General features: G+C 63.6%; 29 protein-coding genes. 18 read left to right on the plus strand and 11 right to left on the minus strand.

Going from position 1 to position 25,681, the window contains the following annotated elements:
• Positions 1–80 precede the first annotated feature (80 nt).
• The 4 genes from ABLE86_RS08110 to ABLE86_RS08125 all read left to right on the plus strand — a co-directional run bounded on the left by ABLE86_RS08110 (position 81) and on the right by ABLE86_RS08125 (position 2,796).
• Complete coding sequence (locus ABLE86_RS08110) at positions 81–692, plus strand: hypothetical protein (RefSeq protein WP_348778407.1); 612 nt, start codon at positions 81–83, stop codon at positions 690–692.
• The gene (locus tag ABLE86_RS08115; protein ID WP_348778408.1) at positions 689–1,549 is read left to right on the plus strand and encodes a 23S rRNA (adenine(2030)-N(6))-methyltransferase RlmJ; all 861 of its coding nucleotides are present in this window, start codon (positions 689–691) and stop codon (positions 1,547–1,549) included. Before ABLE86_RS08110 ends, ABLE86_RS08115 begins: the two co-directional genes overlap by 4 nt.
• Before the next feature lie 69 nt (positions 1,550–1,618).
• Entirely contained in the window at positions 1,619–2,059 is a 441-nt protein-coding gene (locus tag ABLE86_RS08120; RefSeq protein WP_348778409.1) for a hypothetical protein, read from the plus strand.
• A gap of 17 nt (positions 2,060–2,076) precedes the next feature.
• Positions 2,077–2,796: a ribonuclease T2 gene (locus tag ABLE86_RS08125; protein WP_348778410.1), complete on the plus strand. Its 720-nt coding sequence runs from the start codon at positions 2,077–2,079 to the stop codon at positions 2,794–2,796.
• Positions 2,797–2,912: 116 nt separating this feature from the next.
• On the opposite strand, the gene ABLE86_RS08130 is transcribed toward ABLE86_RS08125, so the two are convergent.
• On the minus strand, positions 2,913–3,581 hold the full coding sequence (locus ABLE86_RS08130) for an outer membrane protein (protein WP_348778411.1): 669 nt from the start codon (positions 3,579–3,581) through the stop codon (positions 2,913–2,915).
• Positions 3,582–3,985: 404 nt separating this feature from the next.
• Here ABLE86_RS08130 and ABLE86_RS08135 point away from each other — a divergent pair, with 404 nt between their 5' ends.
• The 6 genes from ABLE86_RS08135 to ABLE86_RS08160 all read left to right on the plus strand — a co-directional run bounded on the left by ABLE86_RS08135 (position 3,986) and on the right by ABLE86_RS08160 (position 8,796).
• Positions 3,986–4,750, plus strand: coding sequence for an SDR family oxidoreductase (locus ABLE86_RS08135; protein WP_348778603.1), 765 nt, complete (start codon positions 3,986–3,988; stop codon positions 4,748–4,750).
• A complete protein-coding gene (gene uvrC, locus ABLE86_RS08140; protein WP_348778412.1) occupies positions 4,747–6,828 on the plus strand; it encodes an excinuclease ABC subunit UvrC in 2,082 nt (693 codons plus the stop codon). The genes ABLE86_RS08135 and uvrC overlap by 4 nt, the downstream gene beginning before the upstream one ends.
• 82 nt (positions 6,829–6,910) lie before the next feature.
• Entirely contained in the window at positions 6,911–7,534 is a 624-nt protein-coding gene (gene pgsA, locus ABLE86_RS08145; RefSeq protein WP_348778413.1) for a CDP-diacylglycerol--glycerol-3-phosphate 3-phosphatidyltransferase, read from the plus strand.
• On the plus strand, positions 7,531–7,797 hold the full coding sequence (gene moaD / locus ABLE86_RS08150; RefSeq protein WP_348778414.1) for a molybdopterin converting factor subunit 1: 267 nt from the start codon (positions 7,531–7,533) through the stop codon (positions 7,795–7,797). Before pgsA ends, moaD begins: the two co-directional genes overlap by 4 nt.
• Positions 7,798–7,801: 4 nt before the next feature.
• The gene (locus ABLE86_RS08155; RefSeq protein WP_348778415.1) at positions 7,802–8,272 is read left to right on the plus strand and encodes a molybdenum cofactor biosynthesis protein MoaE; all 471 of its coding nucleotides are present in this window, start codon (positions 7,802–7,804) and stop codon (positions 8,270–8,272) included.
• A 77-nt stretch (positions 8,273–8,349) separates the two neighbouring features.
• Positions 8,350–8,796, plus strand: a complete 447-nt coding sequence (locus ABLE86_RS08160) for a YbaY family lipoprotein (RefSeq protein ID WP_348778416.1) — start codon at positions 8,350–8,352, stop codon at positions 8,794–8,796.
• 103 nt (positions 8,797–8,899) lie between these two features.
• On the opposite strand, the gene ndk is transcribed toward ABLE86_RS08160, so the two are convergent.
• Positions 8,900–9,322, minus strand: a complete 423-nt coding sequence (ndk, locus tag ABLE86_RS08165) for a nucleoside-diphosphate kinase (RefSeq protein WP_348778417.1) — start codon at positions 9,320–9,322, stop codon at positions 8,900–8,902.
• 236 nt (positions 9,323–9,558) lie between these two features.
• Between ndk and ABLE86_RS08170 the strand changes: the two genes are divergently transcribed.
• Together ABLE86_RS08170 and ABLE86_RS08175 are read left to right on the plus strand one after the other, a co-directional pair.
• A complete protein-coding gene (locus ABLE86_RS08170) occupies positions 9,559–10,071 on the plus strand; it encodes a DinB family protein (protein WP_348778418.1) in 513 nt (170 codons plus the stop codon).
• Between the two features lie 82 nt (positions 10,072–10,153).
• Positions 10,154–12,031 (plus strand): ABC-F family ATP-binding cassette domain-containing protein, encoded by a 1,878-nt coding sequence (locus tag ABLE86_RS08175; RefSeq protein WP_348778419.1) that lies wholly within the window; start codon positions 10,154–10,156, stop codon positions 12,029–12,031.
• 5 nt (positions 12,032–12,036) lie between these two features.
• Here ABLE86_RS08175 and ABLE86_RS08180 read toward each other — a convergent pair whose 3' ends face one another.
• The 3 genes from ABLE86_RS08180 to ABLE86_RS08190 all read right to left on the minus strand — a co-directional run bounded on the left by ABLE86_RS08180 (position 12,037) and on the right by ABLE86_RS08190 (position 13,341).
• On the minus strand, positions 12,037–12,456 hold the full coding sequence (locus ABLE86_RS08180) for a GFA family protein (RefSeq protein WP_348778420.1): 420 nt from the start codon (positions 12,454–12,456) through the stop codon (positions 12,037–12,039).
• Positions 12,457–12,550: 94 nt separating this feature from the next.
• Positions 12,551–13,015 (minus strand): SRPBCC domain-containing protein, encoded by a 465-nt coding sequence (locus ABLE86_RS08185; RefSeq protein WP_348778421.1) that lies wholly within the window; start codon positions 13,013–13,015, stop codon positions 12,551–12,553.
• Positions 13,012–13,341 (minus strand): metalloregulator ArsR/SmtB family transcription factor, encoded by a 330-nt coding sequence (locus ABLE86_RS08190; protein WP_348778422.1) that lies wholly within the window; start codon positions 13,339–13,341, stop codon positions 13,012–13,014. The genes ABLE86_RS08185 and ABLE86_RS08190 overlap by 4 nt, the downstream gene beginning before the upstream one ends.
• A gap of 107 nt (positions 13,342–13,448) precedes the next feature.
• Here ABLE86_RS08190 and ABLE86_RS08195 point away from each other — a divergent pair, with 107 nt between their 5' ends.
• Positions 13,449–15,557 (plus strand): molybdopterin oxidoreductase family protein, encoded by a 2,109-nt coding sequence (locus ABLE86_RS08195; protein WP_348778423.1) that lies wholly within the window; start codon positions 13,449–13,451, stop codon positions 15,555–15,557.
• A gap of 14 nt (positions 15,558–15,571) precedes the next feature.
• Here the strand turns inward: ABLE86_RS08195 and ABLE86_RS08200 are convergent, their stop codons facing one another.
• The 5 genes from ABLE86_RS08200 to purM all read right to left on the minus strand — a co-directional run bounded on the left by ABLE86_RS08200 (position 15,572) and on the right by purM (position 18,683).
• A complete protein-coding gene (locus ABLE86_RS08200) occupies positions 15,572–15,955 on the minus strand; it encodes a helix-turn-helix domain-containing protein (protein ID WP_348778424.1) in 384 nt (127 codons plus the stop codon).
• Positions 15,952–16,248, minus strand: coding sequence for a type II toxin-antitoxin system HigB family toxin (locus ABLE86_RS08205; protein WP_348778425.1), 297 nt, complete (start codon positions 16,246–16,248; stop codon positions 15,952–15,954). Before ABLE86_RS08205 ends, ABLE86_RS08200 begins: the two co-directional genes overlap by 4 nt.
• Before the next feature lie 102 nt (positions 16,249–16,350).
• Positions 16,351–16,878, minus strand: coding sequence for a histidine phosphatase family protein (locus ABLE86_RS08210; RefSeq protein ID WP_348778426.1), 528 nt, complete (start codon positions 16,876–16,878; stop codon positions 16,351–16,353).
• A gap of 33 nt (positions 16,879–16,911) precedes the next feature.
• On the minus strand, positions 16,912–17,619 hold the full coding sequence (purN, locus tag ABLE86_RS08215; RefSeq protein ID WP_348778427.1) for a phosphoribosylglycinamide formyltransferase: 708 nt from the start codon (positions 17,617–17,619) through the stop codon (positions 16,912–16,914).
• Positions 17,616–18,683 (minus strand): phosphoribosylformylglycinamidine cyclo-ligase, encoded by a 1,068-nt coding sequence (gene purM / locus ABLE86_RS08220; protein ID WP_348778428.1) that lies wholly within the window; start codon positions 18,681–18,683, stop codon positions 17,616–17,618. Before purM ends, purN begins: the two co-directional genes overlap by 4 nt.
• 225 nt (positions 18,684–18,908) lie before the next feature.
• On the opposite strand from purM, the gene ABLE86_RS08225 reads away from it, so the two are divergent.
• The 4 genes from ABLE86_RS08225 to ABLE86_RS08240 all read left to right on the plus strand — a co-directional run bounded on the left by ABLE86_RS08225 (position 18,909) and on the right by ABLE86_RS08240 (position 22,207).
• Complete coding sequence (locus ABLE86_RS08225; protein WP_348778429.1) at positions 18,909–19,466, plus strand: CDP-alcohol phosphatidyltransferase family protein; 558 nt, start codon at positions 18,909–18,911, stop codon at positions 19,464–19,466.
• Positions 19,438–20,613, plus strand: a complete 1,176-nt coding sequence (locus ABLE86_RS08230) for an AI-2E family transporter (RefSeq protein WP_348778430.1) — start codon at positions 19,438–19,440, stop codon at positions 20,611–20,613. The genes ABLE86_RS08225 and ABLE86_RS08230 overlap by 29 nt, the downstream gene beginning before the upstream one ends.
• Positions 20,614–20,625: 12 nt before the next feature.
• The gene (gene hdaA / locus ABLE86_RS08235) at positions 20,626–21,327 is read left to right on the plus strand and encodes a DnaA regulatory inactivator HdaA (protein WP_348778431.1); all 702 of its coding nucleotides are present in this window, start codon (positions 20,626–20,628) and stop codon (positions 21,325–21,327) included.
• A gap of 118 nt (positions 21,328–21,445) precedes the next feature.
• Positions 21,446–22,207 carry a hypothetical protein gene (locus ABLE86_RS08240; RefSeq protein ID WP_348778432.1) on the plus strand — a complete coding sequence of 254 codons (762 nt, stop codon included), beginning with the start codon at positions 21,446–21,448 and terminating at the stop codon, positions 22,205–22,207.
• Positions 22,208–22,237: 30 nt separating this feature from the next.
• Here the strand turns inward: ABLE86_RS08240 and ABLE86_RS08245 are convergent, their stop codons facing one another.
• Positions 22,238–23,614, minus strand: a complete 1,377-nt coding sequence (locus ABLE86_RS08245; RefSeq protein ID WP_348778433.1) for a GGDEF domain-containing protein — start codon at positions 23,612–23,614, stop codon at positions 22,238–22,240.
• A gap of 238 nt (positions 23,615–23,852) precedes the next feature.
• On the opposite strand from ABLE86_RS08245, the gene recQ reads away from it, so the two are divergent.
• Complete coding sequence (gene recQ, locus ABLE86_RS08250; protein WP_348778434.1) at positions 23,853–25,652, plus strand: DNA helicase RecQ; 1,800 nt, start codon at positions 23,853–23,855, stop codon at positions 25,650–25,652.
• The last annotated feature ends 29 nt before the right edge of the window (positions 25,653–25,681 follow it).

The raw sequence follows: 25,681 nt of genomic DNA on the forward strand, positions 1-25,681 counted from the left end.
GTTCGCAAGCCGACCGATGCGCAACGCCGGGTCGAGACGACCAACGACCGCGTGGCCGACAAAACGGCGGCAGGCTTGCCATGCGTCTCTTGTTTTTACTGACGCTGATTGCGGGAGTGGGGCTTGGCGTTGTCTATCCCTGGTGGGCGGAAACTTTCTCCGGTCATCATGTCGGCGCATGGAGGATATTCGACCATGCCGCCGGCTATCGCACGGTGGAAGTCCGGCTCGCTGCCGAAGAGGCACCGCTACGCGTGCTGCTCGACTTGCGGGTGGTGGGCCAATTGACCGGCTATGGCCCGCACGGCGGCCTGATCCTTACCGCGGCTTCCGGGGAACGCACGGCATTTTCAAGGCCGCTGAGGCTCAACGACGCAAGGCTGACTGCGAGGTCCGCGGCCATCAACGAACGGATCTATCGTGACAATGCCGGCGTGATTTCGGAGGTGGCAGACGGGAAATACATCTTCACCCTTCAGCCGCGCGACGATGAGAGCATTTACATAAGGTCGATTGATTTGGTACTGCGCGCCGATATCTGGCAGGTCAGCCAGGGCTTGCGCGTGCTCGGCCTGCTTATGATGGCGGTTGGACAGGTCGGGCTTGTGGCCGCCATCCACCGGCGGCGCCTGGCCGGAGAGGCAGGCCCCCGGACCGTGCGCCAGGGGCAGGACGACGAGAACCCAGCATGAATTATCGCCACATCTATCACGCCGGAAATTTCGCCGACGTCATCAAGCATGTGGTGCTGGTGCGTCTCGTTGAATATCTGAAGCAGAAGGACAAGGCCTTCCGTGTCATCGACACCCACGCCGGCATCGGCCTCTATGACCTTTCGTCTGAGGAGGCCCGCAAGACAGGCGAGTGGCACGGGGGCATCGGACGCCTGCTCGGCGCGAAGCTGCCGCCCGAGGCCGCGCAACTGCTTCGGCCTTATCTCGAAACGGTGCAGGCGAGCGATCTGGAGGGCGGGGTTGAAGCATATCCCGGCTCTCCGCTGATCGTGCGCCGCCTGCTGCGCAAGCAGGACCGGCTCTCCGCCATCGAACTTCACCCGCAGGACGTGCAGCAACTCAAGGCGCTGTTTGCCGAAGACTTCCAGGTCCGGGTGACGGAACTGGATGGCTGGCTGGCGCTTGGCGCGCATCTGCCGCCGAAGGAAAAGCGTGGCCTGGTGCTGGTCGATCCGCCCTTCGAGAAGGAAGGCGAGTTCCAGCGCCTGGTCGATGGCCTGTATCGCGCGCACCGGCGCTGGCCGGGCGGCATCTATGCATTGTGGTATCCGATCAAGGACAGGGCTGCGGTGGCCGACTTCCGCGCCGCGCTTGCGGAGGCGGGCATACCGAAGATCATGGACATCGGCTTCGAGATCCGGCGGCCTTCGCGCGAGCCGCGGCTGGATGGCACCGGCATGATCGTGGTCAATCCGCCCTATACGCTCGAGCAGGAACTGCGGATATTGCTTCCCGTACTGCATTCGCTGCTGGCCGAAGAAAAGGGCGCTGCCTGGTCGCTCGAGTGGCTTGCGGGAGAAACTGCCGCCGCTTGACCGTTTTGCGGCCGTTGCGCACTATCCTCGAACAGACATCGCATTCAGTGATGATTCACGAGGTCAGCAATGTCACGTATCGCCCGATTCGCCATGGCTGCCGTTCTCGCGGCCGGGTCATTCCTTGCAGTGCCTGAGACGCGAGCCGCGGACTTCCTGGTGAGTCGGGAGCCTGGGGCCATAAGCTTGTGCGCCCACCCGAGCTATCTCAGAAAAATCACCAACCGCTTCCGCTATCAGGTTACCCACGTGCCGTATCTGCCCAACGTGGCGATCACCAACTTTTACAACATCCGCGAAACCCGCTACGTGCCGGTGGGATACCGCCATCCGATCATGCGGCTTTATTGCGGCGCCAAGGTCATCCTTTCGGACGGCAGCCAAAGCGACATCTGGTACCTGATCGAGGGTCGCATGGGCTTGGCCAGCATCGGCGAAAATGTGGAGTTCTGCGTTTCCGGCTTCGATCGCTGGTTCGTCTATGATGGCAAGTGCCGCGTCTTGCGCTGAGTTTGCCGGCGAAGACGATGAAGTTGCTCCGAATTCCGGCCGCTGGCGCGAGACTGGGGCTGGCGCTGCTTGCGCTGGCCGCATTTGCTGCGCCGGCAGCCGGCGATCAAGTCCATGGGCAGGCTCCGCACGCGGCCGCACCGGCGGCCGTTCCAATCGGCAGCGGGTTCGACTTTTACGTCCTGTCGCTGTCGTGGTCACCGAGCTATTGCGCGGCCGAGGGCGACAGGCCCAACAACCGGCAATGCTCGGCCGCAAGACCCTATTCCTTTGTGGTGCACGGCTTGTGGCCGCAGTTCGAGCGCGGATATCCCGAAGATTGCCCGACGGACCGACCGCGGGTGCCCGGGAATATGGCGCGCGGGCTGCTGGACATCATGCCCGCCGTAGGCCTCATCGGCTACCAGTGGCGCAAGCATGGAAGCTGCAGCGGCCTTGGCCAGGAGGAATATTTCGAAGTGCTGCGGGCCGCGCGCGAGAGGGTGAACATTCCCGCAGAGTTCACGCGGCTTCAGAACTATCTCATGCTCGATCCGACGGATGTCGAGCGCGCCTTCCTGCGCGCCAACCAGGGGCTGCCGGGCGACGGCATCGCGGTGACCTGCGACCGGCGCTACCTGCGGGAGGTGCGCATCTGCATGAACAAGGACCTGAGTTTCAGAAGCTGTGACGAGGCCGACCGTCGTGCGGCCTGCCGCCTGCCCAAGGCGGTGATGCCACCGGTGCGCGGCGGCTGAGCCGCAACTCTGCGTCCCGTCGCTGCATCGATGGCAGGAGTGCTGTTTCGGGCAACAAAAAAGCCGGGCGCTGATCAGCGCCCGGCCTCCCGTCCCGCCCGTTAAGGCTAGATGTATTAGAACTTCATACCGATGCCGAACTGGACGCGGTGATCGCGAGCGCTGATGTCGCGTGCGCCAGCGCCGGTATCAAAGGCCTTGCTGCCGTAGTCGGTGTAGCGGTATTCGAGGCGGCCGAAAACCTGATCGGTGAGCTTGACGTCGGTGCCCACGCCGGCCGTCCAGCCAACCATGGTCCTCTTGTCGGAGCCGATGTCATCGGTCAGCTTCACGCTCTGCGCTGCGCCACCGGCGGTGATGTAGGGCAGGACATCCGGGGTGATCGCATAGCCGAGGCGAGCGCGGAGCGAGCCGTTCACGCCACCCTTCACTTCGGTGTCGGTGTTGTCGCCCTTCAGGCCACCATAGCCGACGTCACCTTCAACGCCTGCCACGAAGTTGTCCATCTGGAAGTTATAGCCGGCGAAACCGCCGCCCATGAAACCTTCCGTGTTGATGGTGTTGTTGGCTTCGTTGTCCTTGACGCGGCCGGAGAACCCGTAGCCGAGCGTGACACCGGCATAGGGGCCGGACCAGGTGTTGAGCGGAGGCTCCACCATCGGCGCAGCCGGTGCCGGTGGCACTTCCATGACCACGTCGGCCGCGTTGGCGGGGATCACGCCAGCAAGGGCGATGAGCCCGATAGCAGCCGCCAGGGGCCGCGCGAATTTCAACTTGGCTTCCATTTTTCTACTCTCCTTAGCCACAGCACGAAAATTGCTTCTGTGGGGGACGCTTACGCAGGTTTGGGAGAACCCGGGTGGCGTCTGACAGGGCAGAATGTCGGGGTCAATTGCGGCCGCAGCGTACCTCAAATGGGGTCTTTGGCTGGCGCCAATGAGGCGGAAACGTGACGTTGCGGTCGGGCAACACCACTGCATCGTCGCTCAAGGTACTTCCGGAAAAATGACCTTTTATCAAACGCTTGCGCTGCCTATATTGAATCGATGAATGAGTTTCCTCCGCCGTTGGAGGCGATTTGACGGGCCTGTCGCCACATTGCCGTCAAACGACCCAACAGCATTTTACTTCTCAGGCGCCCAAATTGCCCGGCAAGCGAACTCGGCGCATGCAATCAGGGGGTGGACAAATGACAAAAATCGCCAGGACGGCTCTGATCACGGGCGGGGGCAAGCGCGTCGGCAGGGCGATTGTCGAGGATCTCGCCGCGCATGGTTTCGCCGTGGCCATCCACTGCAATCGCTCGCGTGTCGAGGCCGACGAACTGGCCGCGTCAGTTGCTGCAAGTGGCGGCGAAGCTGCGGTGGTGGTGGCCGACCTGACCGATATGCGCGCCGTCGATGGGCTGATCCGCCAGGCGTCCGCGGCGTTGGGCCCGGTTTCGCTGCTGGTCAACAACGCCTCCATATTCGAGGCCGACGAGGTTACGGATTTTGATTGGGCGGTGTGGGACCGGCACTTTGCCGTCCATGTGAAAGCGCCGGTGCTTCTTGCGCGGCGCTTTGCCGAGGCGCTGCCGCCGGACGGGGAAGGGCTGGTCGTCAACATCGTCGACCAGCGCGTGCGCAAGCCAACCCCCCGCTATTTTTCCTATGCGCTGTCGAAATCGGCGCTCTGGGATGCGACCCGCACCATGGCGCAGGCGCTCGCCCCGCGCATTCGCGTCAATGCCATCGGGCCGGGGCCGACGCTGCCCAGCAGCCGCCAGCAGCAAGAGGATTTCGCCGCGCAGGTCGAGGGGCTGATTCTGAAGCGCGGGCCGTCGCTTTTGGAATTCGGCGCAACGATCCGCTATCTATGGGAAGCGCGCTCCGTCACCGGACAGTTGATCGCGCTGGACGGCGGCCAGCATCTTGCATGGCAGACGCCCGATGTGACAGGCATGGTGGAATGAATCCCGCGAATCCCAACCTGAAATCGCTTCACCGTCCCCGGGCGGGCAGGGCCAGCGACGACGTCGCCGGCTATATGCCCGGCCATGAGATCGAGGAGGAGGACGTCTCGGAAGCCGATGCCACATCGGCGGCGCCCGAGTCTTCCTTCACCGCGCTCGACTGGACCTCCAACGCCGGCGACACCGAGGGCAAGGTGGGGGCCGAGGTCATCCAGGAACTGGTGAAGCGACTGCCGAATGCGCCGGGCGTCTATCGCATGATGAATGCGGCCGGTGACGTGCTCTATGTCGGCAAGGCACGTAACCTGAAGAAGCGCGTGACCCAGTACGCGCAGGGCCGCTTCCACACCCAGCGCATCGGCCGTATGGTGCGCGAGACCGCGACGATGGAGTTCGTCGTCACCCGCACCGAGATCGAGGCGCTGCTACTCGAGGCGAACCTTATCAAGCGCTTGCGGCCGCGCTTCAACGTGCTGCTGCGCGACGACAAGTCGTTCCCCTATATCATGCTGACCGGCGATCATCCGTCGCCCGGCATCTTCAAGCATCGCGGCGCGCGCTCGCGCAAGGGCGATTATTTCGGGCCCTTCGCGTCTGCCGGCGCGGTCGACCGCACCATCAATTCGCTGCAGCGCGCCTTCCTGCTGCGCACCTGCACCGACTCCGTGTTCGAGAGCCGCACCCGGCCGTGCCTGCTTTACCAGATCAAGCGGTGCTCAGGCCCCTGCACGGGCGAGATTTCGGCCGAGGACTATGCCGAACTGGTGTCGGAGGCGAAGGATTTTCTTTCCGGCCGCAGCCAGAAGGTGAAGACCGAAATCTCGGATGCGATGCAGGAAGCAGCCGAGGAGCTCGACTTCGAGCGCGCCGCGATCTACCGCGACCGTCTGGCCGCGCTGAGCCACGTGCAGAGCCACCAGGGCATCAATCCGCAATCGACCGAAGAGGCCGACGTCTTCGCAATCCACCAGGAAGGCGGGCAGGTCTGCATCCAGGTGTTTTTCTTCCGCACCGGCCAGAACTGGGGCAACCGCGCCTATTTCCCGAAGGCCGACCCTGCGATGGAGGCACAGGAGGTGCTGGGCTCGTTCCTGGCCCAGTTCTACGACGACAAGCCGTGCCCGCGCCTGGTGCTGCTTTCGCACGTTGTCGAAGAGCAGGAGCTGCTGACGCAGGCACTGGCAACCCGCGCCGGCCATAAGGTGACGATTGCCGTGCCGCAGCGCGGCGAGAAGAAGGACCTTGTGGACCACGCAGCCCAGAACGCGCGCGAGGCGCTGGGGCGCCGGCTGGCCGAGACCTCAACTCAGGCCCGGCTGATGGCCGGCATGGCCGAGACCTTCGGGTTGGAGAAGGCGCCGGTGCGCATCGAGGTCTACGACAACTCGCACATCATGGGCACCAATGCCGTGGGAGCCATGATCGTGGCCGGGCCGGAAGGGTTCGTGAAGAACCAGTACCGCAAGTTCAATATCCGCTCCACCGATATCACCCCCGGCGACGACTTCGGCATGATGCGCGAGGTCATGACCCGGCGCTTCTCACGCCTGCTCAAGGAACACGGCGACGCCGTGGACGGGGCGAGCGAAGCCGATGCGGATGAGATCTCGAACGGCGCTTTCCCGGCGTGGCCGGACGTGATCCTGATCGACGGTGGGCAGGGCCAGATGACTGCGGTGCGGCAGATCCTCTCCGACCTCGGCATCGAGGACCGCGTGGTGGCAATCGGCGTGGCAAAGGGCGTCGATCGTGATGCCGGCCGCGAGCGGTTTTTCGCCAAGGGGCGCGAATCCTTCACGCTTCCGGTGCGCGATCCCGTGCTCTACTTCGTGCAGCGCCTGCGCGACGAGGCGCACCGCTTCGCCATCGGCTCGCACCGCGCGCGCCGCAAGAAGGAGATGACGCGCAACCCGCTGGACGAAATCAGCGGCATCGGGCCGACGCGCAAGCGTGCGCTGCTTTTGCACTTCGGCACCGCCAAGGCGGTCAGCCGGGCGGCGGTTGAGGATCTGGTGGCGGTGGACGGCATTTCGGAGTCGATCGCGCGGATTGTTTACAATCACTTCCACGACAGTTGAACGTTTGCGCTATTAATGCGCTATTAGAAGCGGCGCTTGGCCGGCGCGTCTACTTGGTTGACCCCCTATGCAGGTATCTGATGTGACTACGAAGGTTGAAAGAAGCGGGAATAAGAGGGGGAAGCATGCGTTCAACCTTCCCAACATTCTGACATATGGCCGCATCCTGGCGGTGCCGCTGATCGTGCTGTGCTTCTTTTTGGAAGGCCGACTGCGCTCAAGCGACTTTGCTCGTTATTCCGCATTGGCGCTGTTTCTGGCGGCGAGCATCACTGACTATTTCGACGGCTATCTGGCGCGCGCCTGGCAGCAGACTTCCAATATCGGCCGCATGCTGGACCCCATCGCCGACAAGCTCCTTGTCTCGACCTGCCTGCTGCTTCTGGCGGCCGACACCGACCGCACCATCGCTGGCTGGACGCTCTGGGCGGCCATCATCATCCTTTGCCGCGAGATTCTGGTTTCTGGCCTGCGCGAATATCTCGCCGCGCTGAAGGTCAGCGTGCCGGTGACGCAGCTTGCCAAATGGAAGACGACGATCCAGATGATCGCCATCGCCTTCCTTTTGCTGGGGCCGGCGGGCGACAAGATCGTGCCCTACTGGACGCAAGTAGGCATAACGCTGCTCTGGATTTCCGCGATCGTCACGCTCTATACGGGCTATGACTATTTTCGCGCTGGCGTGAAGCATATCATCGAAGAATGACACAGAACCCGACAAAACTTGTCTATTTCGCCTGGGTCCGCGAGCGCATCGGCCTGCCGGAAGAGGAGGTCGCCTTGCCTTCCGAGGTTGAGACGGTGAGCGACCTGCTTCATTGGCTGAAGGGCCGCGGCGAGGAATATGAAAACGCGCTACAGTATCCGGACGTGATCCGCGTCGCCATCGACCAGGAGCATGTCGACCACGGGGAAAAGATCGCGGGCGCGCGCGAGATCGCACTGTTCCCGCCCATGACCGGGGGCTGAACCCATGCCGGCCGTCGTGACGCCCGATGTGCGCATCCAGCGCGAGGATTTCGACATCCAGTCCGAGATTTCGCGGCTGACTGGCGGGCGTGCAGATATTGGTGCCGTAGTGACCTTCACCGGGCTCTGCCGTGACGAGGCAGGGCGGTTGGCTGCTCTGGAACTCGAGCACTACCCAGGCATGGCCGAAGCGGAGATCTTGCGCATCGCCGCCGAGGCGGTTTCACGCTGGCCGCTACAGGGGCTCACCGCCATCCACCGCTATGGCAAGATCGCGCCAGGCGAGAATATCGTTCTGGTGGTGGCGGCTTCGGCGCACCGGCAGGCGGCGTTCGAGGCGGCGAATTTCCTGATGGACTATCTGAAGTCGCGCGCGCCGTTCTGGAAGAAGGAGCACCACGCCGACGGTTCGGAAGGCGGCTGGGTCGACGCCAAGGAAGCAGATGACGAGGCGGCGGCGCGCTGGCGCCGCTGATCCTGGCCGCAGGAAGCCAAAGTCAAATCGCCGCGCGACACGGGTCAACAGCATTCCTTTGATACGGAGGCGATGTCATGTTGAGCAGGCTTGCGAAAATCCTGATCTTCGGCCTCGCTCCGCTGGTGGCGGGCGCGCTCATCTTGCCCGCGCAATCCCTGGCCGAGGACAAGACCATTACCGGCGAGGTGCTCTACCGCGAGCGGAATGCGCTGCCGCCAGACGCTGTTCTCACCGTGCAGCTGATTGAAACGTCCCCCGCCGGCGAACCTTCAGCAATCATCGGCCAGCAGGTGATCCCGAAGCCGGGGCAGGTGCCGATCAAGTTCGAGGTGCATTTCAACCCGCTGGCCGTTCGGCCGACGGCCACCTACCTGCTGGAGGCAACCATCAGCGTCGATCACACGCTATGGTTCGAGAACGACAGCCGATACGAGGTCGACCCGCTCACCGCCGGGCCACAGACCCTGGTGCTCGAGATGCTGAAAAAGCCAGGTGCCGGGGATAGTTCGAAAGGCCCTTGAGCGTGCTGCCCCGAATAACGCGCGCTCAAGAAAAAAAGCCGGAGCGTTCGCTCCGGCTTTTCAATGAAATCAGGTGCTTGCACCCGAATTCGGATTCAGGATCTTAGCCGACGATCTCGGTGTCGGAGAACCAGTACTTGATCTCCTGGGCAGCGGTCTCGGGGGCGTCCGAGCCGTGCACCGAGTTTTCGCCGATCGACAGCGCGTGGACCTTGCGGATGGTGCCTTCCTCGGCGTTGGCCGGGTTGGTGGCGCCCATTACTTCGCGGTTCTTGGCGATGGCGTTCTCGCCTTCGAGGACCTGCACGACCGTCGGGCCCGAGGACATGGACTCGACCAGTTCGCCGAAGAAGGGGCGTTCCTTGTGCACGGCGTAAAAGCCTTCGGCCTCGCGGCGGCTCATCCAGACGCGGCGGGAAGCGACGACGCGCAGGCCGGCATCTTCGAGCATCTTGGTGATGGCGCCGGTGAGGTTGCGGCGGGTGGCATCCGGCTTGATCATCGAAAACGTGCGTTCGATCGCCATGGTATTTCCTTCTGAAGATGGGGTGGAGATGGTGGCGGACCCTATACAGGGCGTCTGCCATATTGCCAAGGGTCAGGAGGCCCTTTGCGACCGCAAGCAAGCCCCAATGCGTGCTTTTCCGGCGATGCGTTTCCCCGACGCCTCACTTCCGGGTGTGAATAATGGTAATCGGAGCTTCACGTCTCTAGGGTTAGGTATGGTTGCTATTTCGTCGTCTGCACGCTGAAGGAAAATCCATGAAGCAGCATTTCATGATGTTTGCGGCCTACAACTCCTGGGCCAACCAGCGCATCTATGAAGCGGCCGGCAACCTGACCGAGGATGAGCTGCGCCGCGATGTGGGCGCCTTTTTCAAGTCGGTGCTGGGCACGCTGAACCATCTGCTGGTCGCCGACCGGATCTGGCTCAAACGCTTTACCGGCGAGGGCGATGCCCCCTCGCAGCTCGACGCCATCCTCTTCGACGATTTTGACAAGCTTCGCGCCGCCCGCCAGGCCGAGGACGCACGGATCGTGGCCTGGATCAGCAGCCTGAGCGACCAGGCGCTGGCCGGCCGTTTCAGCTACATGACCGTAACGGACATGCGCACGATCTCGCAGCGCCTCGCGCCGGCGCTCGCGCATTTCTTCAATCATCAGACGCATCACCGCGGCCAGGTTCACATGGCGCTGACAGCGCTCGGCGAACCCTCCGTGCAACTGGATCTGATCGCCTTCCAGCGGACCGAAGAAGGCCGCGCCTTCGCCTGAGTTTGGGCAGTTTTAAGTCTGGCGCGGCCTCGTCAGTGCGCTGGGCCTTGCGATCCGCAAAACTCCGGTGCAAAAGCCCGCAATGCTTATCATCAACGATCTTTCCATCCGTATCGCCGGACGCCTGCTTCTCGACCACGCTTCGCTCACGCTGCCGGCGGGAACGAAGGCGGGGCTCGTTGGCCGCAACGGAACGGGCAAGACGACTCTGTTCCGGGCGATCACCGGCGACCAGCCGACCGAGACGGGCTCGATCAGCCTGCCGAAGAACCTGCGCATCGGCCAGGTGGCGCAGGAGGCGCCGGGCACCGAGGAGCCGCTGATCGACATCGTGATGAAGGCCGATCTGGAGCGCGCAGCGCTTCTGGAAGAGGAAAAGACCGCGACCGACCCGCACCGCATCGCCGAGATCCATGTGCGGCTCGCCGATATCGATGCACATTCGGCCGAAGCGCGTGCGGCCACCATTCTCGCCGGTCTCGGCTTCGATGACGAGGCGCAGAAGCGCCCGGCGTCGTCCTTCTCCGGCGGCTGGCGCATGCGGGTGGCGCTGGCGGCGGTGCTGTTCTCGCAGCCCGACCTGCTGCTGCTCGACGAACCGACCAACTATCTCGACCTCGAAGGCACGCTGTGGCTCGAGAACTACGTGTCGAAATATCCGCACACGGTTCTCCTGATCAGCCACGACCGCGACCTGCTCAACCGCGCTGTCAATTCCATCGTCCACCTCGACCAGAAGAAGATGACCTTCTGGCGCGGCGGCTACGACCAGTTCGAGCGGCAGCTGGCCGAGCAGCGCGAGCTGCAGGAAAAGGGCCGCGCCAAGCAGGAGGCGGCGCGCAAGCATCTGCAGTCCTTCGTCGACCGCTTCCGCGCCAAGGCCTCCAAGGCCCGGCAGGCACAGTCGCGCATCAAGGCGCTGGAGCGCATGAAGCCGATCGCGGCTCTGGTTGAGGATCACGTGCGGCCGTTCAGCTTCCCCGAGCCGGTGAAGACCGTGGCCTCGCCCATCGTGGCGCTGGACGGCATCGATGTCGGCTACCAGCCGGGCAGCCCGATCCTGCGCAAGATGACGCTACGCATCGACAGTGACGACCGCATCGCCCTGCTGGGCGCCAACGGCAACGGCAAGTCGACCTTCGCCAAGCTGCTGGCCGGCCGCCTGAAGGCCGAGACGGGCACGGTGACGATTGCGCCCGGCCTCAAGGTTGCGATCTTCGCGCAGCACCAGCTCGACGACCTGCGGCCGGAGGAAAACGCCTACGAGCATGTGCGCCGGCTGATGCCGGACGCGCCGGAGGCAAAGGTGAGGGCGCGTGTCGCCCAGTTCGGCCTTTCGACCGAAAAGATGAACACGCCGGCCAAGGACCTATCCGGCGGCGAGAAGGCGCGCCTGCTGATGGGGCTTGCAGCCTTCGACGGGCCGAACCTGTTCATCCTAGACGAGCCGACCAACCACCTCGACATCGACAGCCGCGAGGCGCTGATCATGGCGCTGAATGATTTTCCCGGCGCGGTGATCATCATCAGCCACGACCGGCACCTGCTGGAGGCGACCGCCGACCGGCTGTGGCTGGTCAAGGACGGCACGGTGAAGCCGTATGACGGCGACCTCGAGGACTATCGCACGATGGTTACTGGAGTGTCCGTGGACCGCCGGGAAAAGCGCGAGGCGAAAGAGACCTCCAAGGCCGATCGCCGCCGCGAGGCGGCTGCCCGCCGCGCGGCAATGGAGCCGGTGGCCAAGGAAATCCGAGCCACCGAGGCGCTGATGGATCGCATCCGCAAGCGCATCGACGCTATCGAAGATCAACTGGCCAACCCGACCCTCTACGAAAAGGACCCGACCGCGGCCACCCAGCTCGCCAAGGAGCGCGCGCAACTCACCTCGTCACTGTCGATGCACGAGGACAAGTGGCTGGAGCTGTCGGCTGATTATGAGGAAGGAATGGCGGAGTAGGAGGCTTACCCCGCCGCCGGAGGCATGCGGGCGAAAGCCGGTAGCGCCGGGTCGATCCGGTCCCAGTCCTGTGCCGTCTCCGTCCAGAACACCATCTGCGGCCTGTAGCGCTTCGGCTCGTCCAGCGTGCCGGCCCTGACCACGAAGATGTCCGGCATGCCGGGAAACAGCATATAGACCGGCGTGCCACAGGTCTGGCAGAAGGCGCGGCTCTTCACCACGCCTTGGTCCCCGGTAAAGTCGAAGCTCCGAGCTTCGCCATGCAGTGTGGCGGCTTTACGTGGGAAGGCAAGGTAGGAGCCGTGCCCAGTGCCGCTGTCCCTCTGGCACTGCCGGCAGTGGCAGTCATTGGTCATGATGGGCTCGGCCGCCACCTCGTAGCGGATCGCGCCGCAGGCGCAGCCGCCGGTATATGATTTCGTCATGTCTGTTCTCCTCCGGTCAGGGCGGGGCGTAAGACATCCCTCGCCGAGCGGTTCCCGCCCGGTCGCTGGACAAATACTCCGCCCGCGTTGTTGATCAGTTCAGATCGTCGGTGATGGCGCGCAGCCGCGGCACCACCTTGTTCCAGCCGCCACTCATGTTGCGGAAGGCGGTCTCGTTGCGCGGCATCTCGAAGCCAGCATGGGTGAGCGTTACGCGCGTTCCGGCTTCTGTGGGTTCGAGAGCCCAGGTCACGACTGTGTCGAGCAACGATCCGTAGCCATCATTGCTGTCGTGCCCGCCCTTCCAGGAATAGGCGAAACGCCGGTTCGGTGCTGCCTCCAGCACCTCGCAATGGATGGTGCCGTCCCATTGGCCGGCCGGCGTGGTGTGGAAGGTGAAGCGGCTGCCCACCACGGGCTCGAAGCCGACCGGCTCCATCAACCAACGGGCGATAAGCGCGCCGCTGGTCAAGGCGTTCCAGATCGTCTCCGGCGCGTGCGGAAACACCTCCTGCACCACGATGTCCCGCGTGTCGGATTTGTGCATGGTATCGGTCATGGGTCGATTTCCTTGAGCAGGGTTCTCAGGTTGGCGAAGCGATCGCGCCAGAACATGCCGTAATGGCTCATCCAGTCGAACAGCGGCGCCAATCCTTCGGGTTCGGCGCGATAGTAGACATTGCGGCCTTCGGGGCGTTCGGCCACCAGCCCGGCCTGTTTGAGCGACTTCAGATGCTGCGAGATCGCGCCCTGGGTAACGCCGCTGCCGCGGGTGAGCTCGGCAACGGTGATCTCGTCGGTGGACACGATGCGTTCGAACACGGCCCGGCGCGTGGGGTCGGCCAGTGCGCGCATGACGGTCGTGATGGGTGCGGTCTCGATCATGTGAAATAAATTAGTGTACGCTTATTGATTAGTCAACACTAATTGGTTGCAGCCGAACCAGATTGGTGGCTCTATTCCGCGCCGGCAAATAGGCATAAACAGGCGCCATGAACCAGCACGCCCCGATCCGAATTGGCCACTCGGCCTGCCCGCATGACTGCCCGTCCACCTGCGCGCTGAACGTCGAGCTTCTGGCGCCGGATCGCATCGGGCGCATCCACGGCGCCAAGGACAACAGCTATACCGCCGGCGTGATCTGCGCCAAGGTGGCGCGCTATGCAGACCGCATCCATCATCCCGACAGGCTGTTGAAACCGCTGGTTCGCGCCGGCGCCAAGGGCGAGGGCAACTGGAAGGAAGCAAGCTGGGAAGCGGCGCTCGACCTCGTCGCCGAGAAATTCATTCAGGCGGAAGAAAGGCTCGGTAGCGAGACGGTCTGGCCCTATTTCTACGCCGGCACGATGGGGCTGGTGCAGCGCGACGGCATCGAGCGTCTGCGTCATGCGAAAAAGTATTCCGGCTTCTTCGGTTCAATCTGCACCAATCTGGCCTGGACCGGCTGGGTCATGGGCACCGGCGCGCTGCGCGGCTCGGACCCGCGCGAGATCGCCAAGTCGGACTGCGTGGTGATCTGGGGCACCAATGCGGTCGTCACCCAGGTCAATGTCATGAGCCACGCGGTGAAGGCCCGCAAGGAGCGCGGCGCCAAGATCGTCGTCATAGACATCTACGAAAACGCCACCATGAAGCAGGCCGACATGGGCCTGGTGCTGAAGCCAGGCACCGATGGCGCGCTGGCCTGCGCGGTGATGCATGTGCTGTTCCGCGACGGGCTTGCGGACCGCGACTATCTCGAAAAATACACCGACGACCCGAAGGGGCTCGAGACGCATCTTCAGACGCGCACGCCAGAGTGGGCAGCGGCGATCACCGGGCTGTCGGTGGGGGAAATCGAGGCCTTCGCACGACTGGTCGGCACGACGAAGAAAACCTTCTTCCGTCTCGGCTACGGCTTTTCACGCCAGCGCAACGGCTCGGTCAACATGCACGCGGCGCTGTCGATCCCGGCGGTCACCGGCGCCTGGCAGCATGAGGGCGGGGGCGCGTTTCACTCCAATTCGGGCATCTACAAGCTCAATGCCGAGCTTCTGGAGGGCACGAAGCTGCGGGACCCGGGCGTTCGCTATCTCGACCATTCCCGCATCGGGCCTGTGCTGACCGGAGCCGAGGATGCGCTCTATGGCGGGCCGCCGGTCACGGCGCTGCTGATCCAGAACACCAACCCGGCGAACGTCGCGCCCGAGCAGCGCTTGGTCTTGCAGGGGTTTATGCGCGACGACCTTTTCACCTGCGTGCACGAGCAGTTCATGACCGATACGGCCAGGCTCGCCGATGTCGTGCTGCCGGCCACCATGTTCCTCGAGCATGACGACATCTACAAGGGCGGCGGCAACCAGCACATCACGCTCGGCCCCAAGCTCATTGACCCGCCGGTGGGGCCGCGCACCAACCACTATGTCATCGAGGAACTGGCGAAGCGGCTGGGCGTGGCGCATCTGCCGGGCTTCGGCCTTACCGAGCGCCAGCATATCGACCATATGCTCTCCAAGCGCGGGCTGGGCGATTTCGACAGCCTGAGGGAAAGCCGCTGGGTGGACATGCAACCCGAGTTCGAGGATGCGCATTTCCTGAATGGCTTCGGGCACTCCGACGGCAAATTCCGCTTCAAGCCGCAATGGAATGGCGGCATTGCGCCCAACAAGCCGCCCAAGAGCATGGGGATATTCGGCCCGGTGAACCAGTTGCCGGAGTTCCCGGATCACGTCGACCTGATCGAGGTGGCTGATGCCGAGCACCCGTTCCGGCTGGCCACTTCACCGGCGCGCAACTTCCTCAACTCGACCTTCGCCGAAACGCCGGTGTCACGCGAGAAGGAAGGGCGACCGGAATTGCTGATCCACCCCGAAGACGCTGCGGCGCTTGGCGTTGCGACCGGAGATCGCGTCGAGGTGGGCAACCATCGCGGCGAGGTGGTGCTGCACGCGCGGCTGTTCGACGGCATCAAGCGCGGCGTGGTGATCGCCGAGGGCGTGTGGCCGAACCACGCGCACGAGCGCGGCGAGGGCATCAACGTGCTGACCGGCTCGGATGCCCCGGCGCCCTATGGTGGCGCAGCGGTGCACGACAACAAGGTCTGGGTGCGGGCGATGGCCTGATGCTGCCGTCGGGATCAGCTTGCAGTGTCCAGATGATACGGAACGATCAGGGCATCGGCCGGAATGCCCCACTGGTTATGCAGTCGCTGGATCATCGCAAGCGTCAGCGGCCGCTTCCTGTTGAGGATTTCAGACGCCCGCGACCGTGATCCGATAAGCTGCGCGAGATCACTCTGCTCGAGCCCCAGAGTCTCCATCCGGTAGCGGATGGTTTCTACAGGATCTGCGGGCTCAATCACCCAATACCTGTTCTCATATGCTTCGATCAGTTCTGCCAAAACATCGAAGCGGTCGGCCTCCGGCGTGCCTTGTTCGGGCACATCGGAGAAATATTGCTCGATCTCGGCAAGTGCCCAGTCGTAATCCTCTTCTGTGCGGATCGGGCGGATATTCATCAAACGGTCTCCGGATCTATGCGGTCGTACTCCGCGTGGGTGCCGACGAATTTGATCAGAACGCGCCGATATGGATAGGCGACATGCACGACCAGACGATAGTTGTTGCCGCCGATGTCGAATATCAATCGGTTGTCGTGCACGAAATCCACGGAGGTTCCGAACATTGCCTTCACGTCGGCGGGAGACGACCAAGTCGCACTTTCGGCGAGGCTGTACCAACTACGCAGCGGCATCTCTGCCTTCGGATGACGAGCCCAAAACTGTTTCAGTGTTCGCCGGGCGATGATCTGCATCTGGTCGAGTATAGGTTGTTCCCATTTTGGGAGCAAGCGTGTCCCCGAGCACTGCGCGAGTGCAGACGCAGCGGCACGGCTGATAGCGAATCGGCCCATTCATCAATGGCCGTTGGCGAAATCCTTTGGCCGCAGCAGATGGGTGAGGCGCGCCTCGCCCTGTCCGAGATCGTTCCACGAACCATCGAATTCCAGCCTGGCCAGCCCGCCTGTCGGGAGCTTCTTGCGCAGCTTCTGCAGGATTGCCTCGTCGGACCCCTGGCCTGCGAGGCGCAGCGCCAGATCCTGCAGTCCCGGGTTGTGTCCGAGCAGCATGAGGGAATCGACCTTTTCCGGCACGTGGCGCAGCTTGGCCAAAAGTTGCTCTGCAGGCGTTTCATAGAGCGCTTCGGAAAATGTCGGCTTGGGAAGATGCTTGGTCTCGGCCTTCACGAGCTTCCAGGTTTCTCGCGTGCGGGCCGAGGGCGAAACCAGCGCCATCTGCGGACGCCATTTGAGTTCTGCAAGGGCGCGGCCGATGCGCGGCGCATCCTTGCGGCCTCGCGGCGCAAGGGGGCGATCGAAGTCGGAAAGGCCGGGTTCGTCCCAACTGGACTTGGTGTGGCGCAGAAGAAGCAGTTCCTTCGTCATGCGATGGCTCCGCGTCGGTGGGCGCCGGCTGTCCTATGGTGTGATGCGGGCCAGCGCCTCAAGGTCGATCGGCTTGTCTGCCGGGCCGGGGGAGGTCAGCGTTCCGCCCTGGTCCGGTGCCTCGAAGTTGGAGAATACGGTTCTGCCCCCTTCCATGCGCGCCTTCTCCTCGGCCACCAGCCGAAGGGCCATGGGATACAGCTCGTGTTCGGCCTTCAGTACACGGGCCGAGAGCGCTTGCTCGTCGTCGCCGATCAGCACCGGCACCGCAGATTGGGCTATGATCGGGCCGTCGTCCATCTCGGGCGTCACGAAATGCACCGTGCAGCCATGGATGCGCTGGCCGGCGGCAAGCGCGCGTGCATGGGTGTCGAGACCCTTGAAAGAGGGCAGCAGCGCAGGGTGGATGTTGATCATCCTTCCCTGCCACCTTTCGACAAAGGCGGGCGTCAAAATCCGCATATAGCCGGCAAGGCAGACGATTTCGGCGCCGAAACCTGCCAGTTCCGCGTCTATGGCGTCGTCATGCGCCTGCCGGCTCGCAAAGTCGCCGCGAGAGACGATGCGCGTGGCGATGCCCTTGGCGGCCGCTAGCTGCAGACCGCCGGCATCGGCCTTGTCCGAGATCACGCCGACGATTTCCGCCGGAAAGGCACTGTCTTCGGCTGCCTCTATCAGCGCGGCCATGTTGGAGCCGCGCCCGGAGATCAGGATGACGGTGCGCTTCCGGTGCTGGGTCATAGGGAAATGTTCCCGCGGTAGATGACGCCGGTGTCGCGGCGCGGCACGATGCGACCGACGGGCTCGACCTTCTCGCCGGCTTCCTGCAGCACCGCCGCCACCTGGGCGGCCTGCCCGGAGGCCACGACCATGATCATGCCGATGCCGCAGTTGAAGGTGCGCATCATCTCGTCCGGCGCAACGCCGCCCGTCCTGGCAAGCCAGGAGAACACCGGCGGCACGTCGATGGCGTCGAGGTCGAGTTCGGCAGAGAAATCGGCCGGCAGCACGCGCGGAATGTTGTCGGGGAAGCCGCCGCCGGTGATGTGCGCCAGCGCCTTGATCCCGTGGGTGTTGCGGATGGCGCGCAGCACCGACTTCACATAGATGCGCGTCGGCTCCAGCAGCGCCTCGGCGAGTGTCTCGCCTTCTTCGGAGAAGGGCGAGGGGTCGGTCCAGGCCAGCCCGCTTGCCGCTACGATGCGGCGCACCAGCGAGAAGCCGTTGGAGTGGACGCCGGACGAGGAAAGGCCGAGCAGCACATCGCCTTCCACGATGTCGTCGGTGGGCAGAAGCTGGCCGCGCTCGGCCGCACCCACGGCAAATCCGGCAAGGTCATAGTCCTTGTCCTGGTACATGCCGGGCATTTCGGCCGTTTCGCCACCGATCAGCGCGCAGCCGGCCTGGCGGCAGCCCTCGGCAATGCCGCTGACGATTGCCGTGCCCTGCTCGGGGTCGAGCTTGCCGGTGGCGAAATAGTCCAGGAAGAACAGGGGTTCGGCGCCTTGAACGACGAGGTCGTTCACGCACATCGCCACCAGGTCGATGCCGATCGTGTCGTGCTTGCCGGCCTCGATTGCGATCTTCAGCTTGGTGCCGACGCCGTCATTGGCGGCGACCAGCACGGGATCGGTGAAGCCGGCTGCCTTCAGGTCGAAGAGTCCGCCGAAGCCGCCGATCTCGCCGTCGGCGCCCGGCCTGCGGGTGGAACGCACCAACGGCTTTATCTTCTCGACCATCAGGTTTCCGGCATCGATGTCGACGCCCGCCTGTGCATATGTGAGCCCGTTCTTCTGCTCGCTCATGGCCGTTCCTCTGGACAATGCTGATAGGGCCGCGTGCCGCGACTAGCATAACATGACATGGCCGGGCTCTTCGCATGAACGATCCGGCCTCGCAAGGACAGCGGCCACACAGCCACACATTTGCGGCGGAAAAACGTGGCGGGAATCCTGTCCGCGTGTGGCATCTTGCAGCCGGCGATGCTCTCGACCATGTATCGGGATCGAAGTGAGGGAGACTATGGCGTCGTGACGGTTCCGAACGTGATCACGATTCTGCGGCTCTTGCTGGTGCCGGGCGTGATCTATGCCCTGCTCTTGCGCCGTACGGATTGGGCATTCGCCGGCTTTATCGTCGCTGGCGCATCGGACGCTATCGACGGTTTCGTGGCCCGACACTTCAACCAGCGCTCGGCCCTGGGCTCCTATCTCGACCCGATGGCCGACAAGCTCCTGCTGGTCAGCGTTTTCGTCATGCTGGGTCTCATGGGGGAACTGCCGCTCTGGCTGGTCATTGCGGTGGTCTCGCGCGATGGGCTCATCGTGTGCGCGGTCGTGCTGTCGACGGTAATGGGCAACCCGGTGGCGATGAAGCCGCTCCTGGTCTCGAAGGCCAACACCGCCGTGCAGATCGTGCTGGCCGCAGTGGCGCTTGCCGAGCTGGCGTTCCAGACCCAATACGGCCCCATCCGGCTCGTGCTCATATTGCTCTCTGGGCTCTTGACCGTCACTTCGGCGGCAGCCTATCTCGTGGGCTGGCTCAGGCACATGAACGGCTATGGCAAAAGCGAGACTCCAAACGGTTGAAGTGACGCAGGAGGAAGCGGCGGCCGCAGTGTTCCGTCGGCAGGTCCGCTTCTGGATCGTCGCCGCCGTCGTGCTGGCGCTGTTCATCTACCTGTTCAGCGGCATCCTGCTGCCCTTCGTGGCGGGCATGGTGCTGGCCTATTTTCTCGATCCGGTGGCCGACAGGCTCCAGCGGCTCGGCCTCTCGCGGGTCATGGCGACCATCCTTATTCTCGTCGCCTTCGTCATCGTTCTGACGCTGGCCCTGGTCATTCTCATTCCGATCCTCGCCACTCAGCTCGCCGACTTCATCGCCAAGCTGCCGGAGTATCTTTCCCAACTGCAAGGGCTGATCACCAGTTTCGACCCGCAATGGATAGAGCAGCGATTCGGCGTAAATCCCAACAGTCTGCGCGAGGGGCTCAATTCGCTGCTCACCACGGGATTCGGGTTTATCACCACGGTTTTCCAGTCGATCTGGAGCTCCGGCGTGGCGCTGTTCTCCATCGCCAGCCTGTTCGTGGTTACCCCGGTGGTGGCGTTCTACATGCTGCTCGACTGGGACAGGATGATCGCAACCGTGGACAGCTGGATCCCGCGCGATCACGTCGACACGGTGCGGCAACTCGCCAGCGACATCAACACCGCCACAGCCGGCTTCGTGCGTGGGCAGGGCACGCTCTGTCTGGTGCTTGGCATCATGTATGCGGTCGGGCTGACGTTGACCGGGCTGAAGTTTGGCGTGCTGATCGGTCTGTTTGCCGGGCTCATCAGCTTCATTCCCTATGTGGGATCGCTGGTCGGGCTCGTCCTGTCGGTGGGGCTTGCCTTCGTTCAGTTCTGGCCGGACTGGCTCATGGTGGTGGCAGTGGCGTGTGTGTTTTTCGTCGGCCAGTTCATCGAGGGCAACATTCTGCAGCCGCGTCTTGTCGGCAAGAGCGTGGGCCTGCACCCGGTCTGGCTTATGTTTGCGCTGTTCGCCTTCGGCGCGCTGTTCGGTTTTGTCGGGCTGTTGATCGCCGTGCCAGCGGCTGCGGCGATCGCGGTACTGGTACGCTTCGGGATTAGCCGCTATCTGGAGTCGCCGCTCTACAGGGGCCACGCCGAGGTGACGCAAGCCAAGGCGACCGACCCCGCCCAGGACGGCGACAGCACGACCGATCGATAAATTGCCAAGACCATGAGCGAACCGGAAAAACCGCGCCAGCTTCCCCTCGACCTCGGCCATGCCACGGGCTATTCGCGCGACGACCTCGTCGTGTCGCAGGCCAATGCGCAGGCGGTGGCGCTTGTCGACCGATGGCCCGACTGGCCGTCACCTGTGGTGGTGCTGGCAGGGCCGGCGGGCTCGGGCAAGTCGCACCTGGCCACCGTGTGGCGCGAAATGTCGGGCGCGATTTCACTTGATGCGACTGACATCGAGCCCCATGTGGCTGCAGTGGATGGCTCGCGGCCTGTGCTGATCGACGATGCCGACCAGGGGCCGCTCGATGAGACGGGCCTGTTCCATCTCATCAACCAGATACGCGCCACGGGCACCACCCTTCTTCTGACGGCACGGCGTTTTGCCGGCGGATGGGGCGTGACCTTGCCCGACCTCGCCTCCCGGCTGAAGGCGGCCGCGACCGTCGAGATTTATGAACCTGATGACCTGCTGCTGGCCGGCGTCATCACCAAGCTTTTCGCCGACCGCCAGATCGAGGTCGATCCGGCCGTGGTGCAATATCTCGTCCGCCGCATCGAGCGCTCGCTTTCGACCGCAATCCAGGTCGTCGATCGCCTCGACCGCGCCGCGCTCGAACAGAAGACCCGCATAACCAGGGCTCTGGCGGCCGAAGTGATCAACGCCGCCGACGAAGGGCAGGCCGAACTCGAAGTCTAGGGCGATGTGACCGGTCAAGGCGGCCGCCGACCGGTCGATTGCACCAAGGAACTCAGGCTGGACGACACACCCTGAATCGGGCAGGAAACAGGACCGTAGATCTTCGGGAGGGACTTTATTGCACGACTTTTTTTCCTGGTCCGCCGCGGCTTTGCTGGGTGCGTTTTCCGCCTTCGGGTTGTTGTGCTTCATCATTTCGCTCGGACTGCTGGAATATTTCCGAAGGCGGGCGGCAAAGGTCCCCGAAACCATCCCCGTCGCGACTTTTGTCAGCACCGTTGCCACGGCCTGGGCGCTGGCGCTTGGCTTTGCAGCGGCCGACATCTGGTCGTTCAAGGCACAGGCCGAGCAGGCCGCGAGCGAGGAGCGCTCCTGCGTCAGGCGGCTGGGGGGCATGGCAAGCGCCGACGCTCTCGACGCGCCGGCGATGATGCAGGCGCTGAAGGCCTACAAGTCTGCGGTGGAGCAATATGAGTGGCGGATGTCTTCCAACCGCTCGCCTTCGCCCGAGGTGGACGATGCGCTGCAGAAAATTCGAGTTGCCATCATACAAATTGCCAAAAACGGCGCGCCGGGCTCGCTGATTGCCAAGATGACACAGGATTTCGACGAACTGCAGGATGCCCGAAACAAGCGCCTGGCCATCGGCAGCAGTTCGGTCAGCGACTACAAATGGTACCTGGTGCTGTTCCTGACCTTTCTGTCCATGGTCACGATAGCGTCGGTTCACGCCGATCGCCCCAGGGCGGGCCGCAATGCGTTGAGCATCTTTGCCATTGCGGCGGTGGTGAGCCTTTGGATACTTGCGGTGCATGCCCACCCCTATGCGGGGCCGACACGCATCGAATTCGAATCCGTCAGCTTCACGCTGCCCAGCTGACGCGCAGGAGGCGGAACGGCTTTCGACCGGCTATTCGCCTCCGACCTCGACACGGTTGCGACCGCCGGCCTTGGCCCGATAAAGCGCCTTGTCGGCGATGTCGACCAGATAGGCGTAGTCCGGGTGCCCGCGATGCGTCGCCACGCCAATGGATACGGTCGAGGTCAGCACGTTTCCGTCGGGCAGCTGAAGCTGATGTGCCAGGAACTGGGTGCGGATACGTTCGGCAATCTCCACGCCTCTGCTCTCGGGCGTCTCGACAAGCGCCACCAGAAACTCCTCGCCGCCATAGCGGAACACGAAGTCGCTGAGCCTCACATTGTCCATGATCACTTCCGCGATCTGGCGCAGGACGACGTCTCCGGCGGGATGCCCCCATTTGTCGTTGATCTGCTTGAAGTGATCGACATCGATCATCAGCAGCGTCAATGGCGTGGCCGATGAATTGGCGAGCGAGATTTCGCGGCTGAGGATCGAAGGCATGAAGCGCCGGTTAAGCGCCTTGGTCAGCGGATCGCGCGCGTTCTCCATGCCCGCGACGCTCTGGAACATGTCGCCCAGAAGATATTTGATCTCGTCTATGGTCTTCTGCAGCCGGCCGACCGCCTGCTGCAGCCGTTCGTCGTTGCTGGACCTTGCCTCATCGATCTTGGGCAGGAGCACGCTGTCGATCTGCTGGACAGCGTCCTCTATGCTCTCCAGCGAAGGCGAGCCCTGGAACATCATGCCAGCCCGGTGCCGGAGCCACAGCCCGAAAGCAGACTGCGAGATCCGCTCCAACGGTGCTCCCTTGGCAGCGCCGAACAGGCTGAAAAGAACTGATTGGCTCCACTCCATGAGTGCGGCGCGCTGGCTTTCGCGCTCGATGCTCACATCCTGGCCCAGCGACGCCAGTCGATACGCCTCATCCACCTGGGCGCGCCTGGTGGTGCCGCTCACATAGGCCTGGCTCATGCGGCGGATGGCATAGTCCACGATTTCGCTGAGCAGCATCAGCGCCGTGGTCACGGTCCTCTGCTCCGCGTTCAGCTTCAGCAGACGTTCGCTGACGCCGCTCTTGAGCATGCTCGCCCCGGCCATGACCAGATGGATGGGGATCTTGATCCTGGCGTGAATCTCGCCGATCTGCTTCTGGCGCTCGTCGAACGCTTCCAGCCCGTCTTCGGGATCGACGTTCAGCAGATCCAGCAGCCAGTTCCTCAACGAATTGCTCAGGCGCTCCTGAACCACGGAATGGCTGAGGAAAGCGGACGCCTCGCTATCTTCCAGGAAGGCGCTGTAGAAGAGATCCACCAGATCCTCTGCGTGCGCGTCGATGACGAGCGACAACAGTTCGCGCGCCTCGGACCGGGCGGCAAGATCGGTCGTTTTCCAAAAGGTCAGTCCAATCCCACAATTGGGAGTCATGATGCACTCCTGCATATCCGTCGCCTCCGCTAAGCTCCGGAAGCACCAAGCGCAAGAGGGCAGTACGCCGCGTGGACAGGCATGTTGGGAAGAACGATTCTGTTCGACGCGCAGCCGCACCCAAGGAGCGGCGGCAGCGCTCCGATCGCGGTCCGCGATGCCCATGGGGAGATAAATCTCCGGTGACAGCGAGTGGGCTGCTATGAAGGGCTTTCCATGATTCTCCGTGCTGCTGCCGATGACCCCCACCGCCCTCGAAATCCTCAAGACAGTCTTTGGCTATGATGCGTTCAGGGGACCGCAGGCGCGCATTGTCGAGCATGTGATTGCCGGCAATAACGCCTTCGTGCTGATGCCGACGGGCGGCGGCAAGTCGCTTTGCTACCAGGTTCCCGCGATCGTCCGTCCCGGCATGGGTCTCGTCGTTTCGCCGCTGCTGGCGCTGATGGCCGATCAGGTGACGGCTCTGCGGCAGGCAGGGGTGCGGGCTGCGGCGCTCAACTCAGATCTGTCGTTCGACGACCGCCGCGATCTGTGGCGCGACATCCGCGCCGGTGCGCTTGCCCTGCTTTATGTCGCCCCCGAAACCTTGTTGCGGCCAGACGTGCTGGAACTGCTCGATGGAGTAAAACTGTCGCTGATCGCCATCGACGAGGCGCACTGCCTGTCGCAGTGGGGGCACGATTTCCGTCCATCCTATCGTCAGCTCGACGCGGTCGTGGCGCGCTTTGCGGGCACCCCGCGCATGGCGCTCACGGCCACGGCGGACGAGCCGACGCGCGCGGAAATCCTGTCGCATCTCACTATTGCCGAGACAGACGCCTTCATCGCCGGGTTCGACCGGCCCAACATTCGCTACGCCATCGAGGAAAAGGACAATCCGCGCGCGCAGCTCAAGGAGTTTCTCAAGCGCTACGAGGGCGAGAGCGGTATCGTCTATTGCCTGTCGAAACGCCGGACCGAGGAAACCGCCGCCTGGCTTCAGAGCCTCGGCTACGATGCGCTCGCCTATCACGCCGGCATGGACAAGGCGGCGCGCGAGGCCAACCAGATGCGCTTCCAGCATGGCGAGGCGGTCATCATGGTCGCTACCGTCGCCTTCGGCATGGGCATCGACAAGCCGGACGTGCGCTTCGTCGCCCATATCGACCTGCCGGGCAGCATCGAGGCCTATTATCAGGAGACCGGTCGCGCTGGGCGCGACGGCCTGCCGTCCGATACGCTGATGCTCTACGGCTACGAGGACATCGCGCTACGCAGCCGCTTCATCGAGGAGTCGGAGGCGCCCGACCAGCGCAAGCGCATGGAGCGGCACAAACTCGACGCGCTGCTGGGACTGGCCGAGACGGCTGGCTGCCGCCGACAGGTTCTGCTGTCCTATTTCGGCGACCATTGCGAACCGTGCGGCAATTGCGACACCTGCGCGGAGCCGCCAAGACTGTTCGACGGCACCATCGCGGCGCAAAAGGCACTGTCGTGCATCTACCGCACCGGCGAGCGTTTCGGGCAAGCCTATATTGTCGACGTGCTGCTGGGCGTGGAAAACGAGCGCATCGCCCAGTTCGGCCATGACCGCATCTCCACCTTCGGCATCGGCACCGAGCACGACAATCGCACATGGCGGGCGATCCTGCGGCAGCTGATCGCCCTACGGCTCATCGACGTCGACCTCGCCGGCCATGGCGGCCTGTCGATCGCGCCCGCCGGCCGCGACTTCCTGCGCGACAAGCCGACGCTGATGCTGCGCGTGCCGGCGCCAACGCGCGCCAAACGCGGCAAGGTCGCGCGCAGCACGGCGCAGTCTGCCGTTCCCGACGCAGACCATGACCTGTTCCAGGCGCTGCGGCGCAAGCGCACGGAAATGGCGCGCACGCAGAACGTGCCACCTTATGTGATTTTCCATGACAAGACCCTGATCGAGCTGGCGGCGGCGCGCCCCGCGTCGCGCGCCGAGATGGCGAACGTGCCCGGTGTCGGCGAAGCCAAGCTCGACCGCTACGGCCCCGCCTTCCTCGCGGTGATCGCCGAGCACGCATGACGAGGCGGCGGCGAGGGTGGTCCACGAGT

It is taken from the genome of Mesorhizobium sp. KR2-14, from assembly GCF_040049255.1.
Lineage (GTDB): Bacteria > Pseudomonadota > Alphaproteobacteria > Rhizobiales > Rhizobiaceae > Pseudaminobacter.

Bases quoted from the DNA above. Each gene is read 5' to 3' on its own strand.
- ABLE86_RS08110 (WP_348778407.1), top strand. From the start codon at position 81: ATGCGTCTCTTGTTTTTACTGACGCTGATTGCGGGAGTGGGGCTTGGC.
- ABLE86_RS08115 (WP_348778408.1), top strand. From the start codon at position 689: ATGAATTATCGCCACATCTATCACGCCGGAAATTTCGCCGACGTCATC.
- ABLE86_RS08120 (WP_348778409.1), top strand. From the start codon at position 1,619: ATGTCACGTATCGCCCGATTCGCCATGGCTGCCGTTCTCGCGGCCGGG.
- ABLE86_RS08125 (WP_348778410.1), top strand. From the start codon at position 2,077: ATGAAGTTGCTCCGAATTCCGGCCGCTGGCGCGAGACTGGGGCTGGCG.
- ABLE86_RS08130 (WP_348778411.1), bottom strand. From the start codon at position 3,581: ATGGAAGCCAAGTTGAAATTCGCGCGGCCCCTGGCGGCTGCTATCGGG.
- ABLE86_RS08135 (WP_348778603.1), top strand. From the start codon at position 3,986: ATGACAAAAATCGCCAGGACGGCTCTGATCACGGGCGGGGGCAAGCGC.
- uvrC (WP_348778412.1), top strand. From the start codon at position 4,747: ATGAATCCCGCGAATCCCAACCTGAAATCGCTTCACCGTCCCCGGGCG.
- moaD (WP_348778414.1), top strand. From the start codon at position 7,531: ATGACACAGAACCCGACAAAACTTGTCTATTTCGCCTGGGTCCGCGAG.
- ABLE86_RS08155 (WP_348778415.1), top strand. From the start codon at position 7,802: ATGCCGGCCGTCGTGACGCCCGATGTGCGCATCCAGCGCGAGGATTTC.
- ABLE86_RS08160 (WP_348778416.1), top strand. From the start codon at position 8,350: ATGTTGAGCAGGCTTGCGAAAATCCTGATCTTCGGCCTCGCTCCGCTG.
- ndk (WP_348778417.1), bottom strand. From the start codon at position 9,322: ATGGCGATCGAACGCACGTTTTCGATGATCAAGCCGGATGCCACCCGC.
- ABLE86_RS08170 (WP_348778418.1), top strand. From the start codon at position 9,559: ATGAAGCAGCATTTCATGATGTTTGCGGCCTACAACTCCTGGGCCAAC.
- ABLE86_RS08175 (WP_348778419.1), top strand. From the start codon at position 10,154: ATGCTTATCATCAACGATCTTTCCATCCGTATCGCCGGACGCCTGCTT.
- ABLE86_RS08180 (WP_348778420.1), bottom strand. From the start codon at position 12,456: ATGACGAAATCATATACCGGCGGCTGCGCCTGCGGCGCGATCCGCTAC.
- ABLE86_RS08185 (WP_348778421.1), bottom strand. From the start codon at position 13,015: ATGACCGATACCATGCACAAATCCGACACGCGGGACATCGTGGTGCAG.
- ABLE86_RS08190 (WP_348778422.1), bottom strand. From the start codon at position 13,341: ATGATCGAGACCGCACCCATCACGACCGTCATGCGCGCACTGGCCGAC.
- ABLE86_RS08195 (WP_348778423.1), top strand. From the start codon at position 13,449: ATGAACCAGCACGCCCCGATCCGAATTGGCCACTCGGCCTGCCCGCAT.
- ABLE86_RS08205 (WP_348778425.1), bottom strand. From the start codon at position 16,248: ATGCAGATCATCGCCCGGCGAACACTGAAACAGTTTTGGGCTCGTCAT.
- ABLE86_RS08210 (WP_348778426.1), bottom strand. From the start codon at position 16,878: ATGACGAAGGAACTGCTTCTTCTGCGCCACACCAAGTCCAGTTGGGAC.
- purN (WP_348778427.1), bottom strand. From the start codon at position 17,619: ATGACCCAGCACCGGAAGCGCACCGTCATCCTGATCTCCGGGCGCGGC.
- purM (WP_348778428.1), bottom strand. From the start codon at position 18,683: ATGAGCGAGCAGAAGAACGGGCTCACATATGCACAGGCGGGCGTCGAC.
- ABLE86_RS08230 (WP_348778430.1), top strand. From the start codon at position 19,438: ATGGCAAAAGCGAGACTCCAAACGGTTGAAGTGACGCAGGAGGAAGCG.
- hdaA (WP_348778431.1), top strand. From the start codon at position 20,626: ATGAGCGAACCGGAAAAACCGCGCCAGCTTCCCCTCGACCTCGGCCAT.
- ABLE86_RS08245 (WP_348778433.1), bottom strand. From the start codon at position 23,614: ATGACTCCCAATTGTGGGATTGGACTGACCTTTTGGAAAACGACCGAT.
- recQ (WP_348778434.1), top strand. From the start codon at position 23,853: ATGACCCCCACCGCCCTCGAAATCCTCAAGACAGTCTTTGGCTATGAT.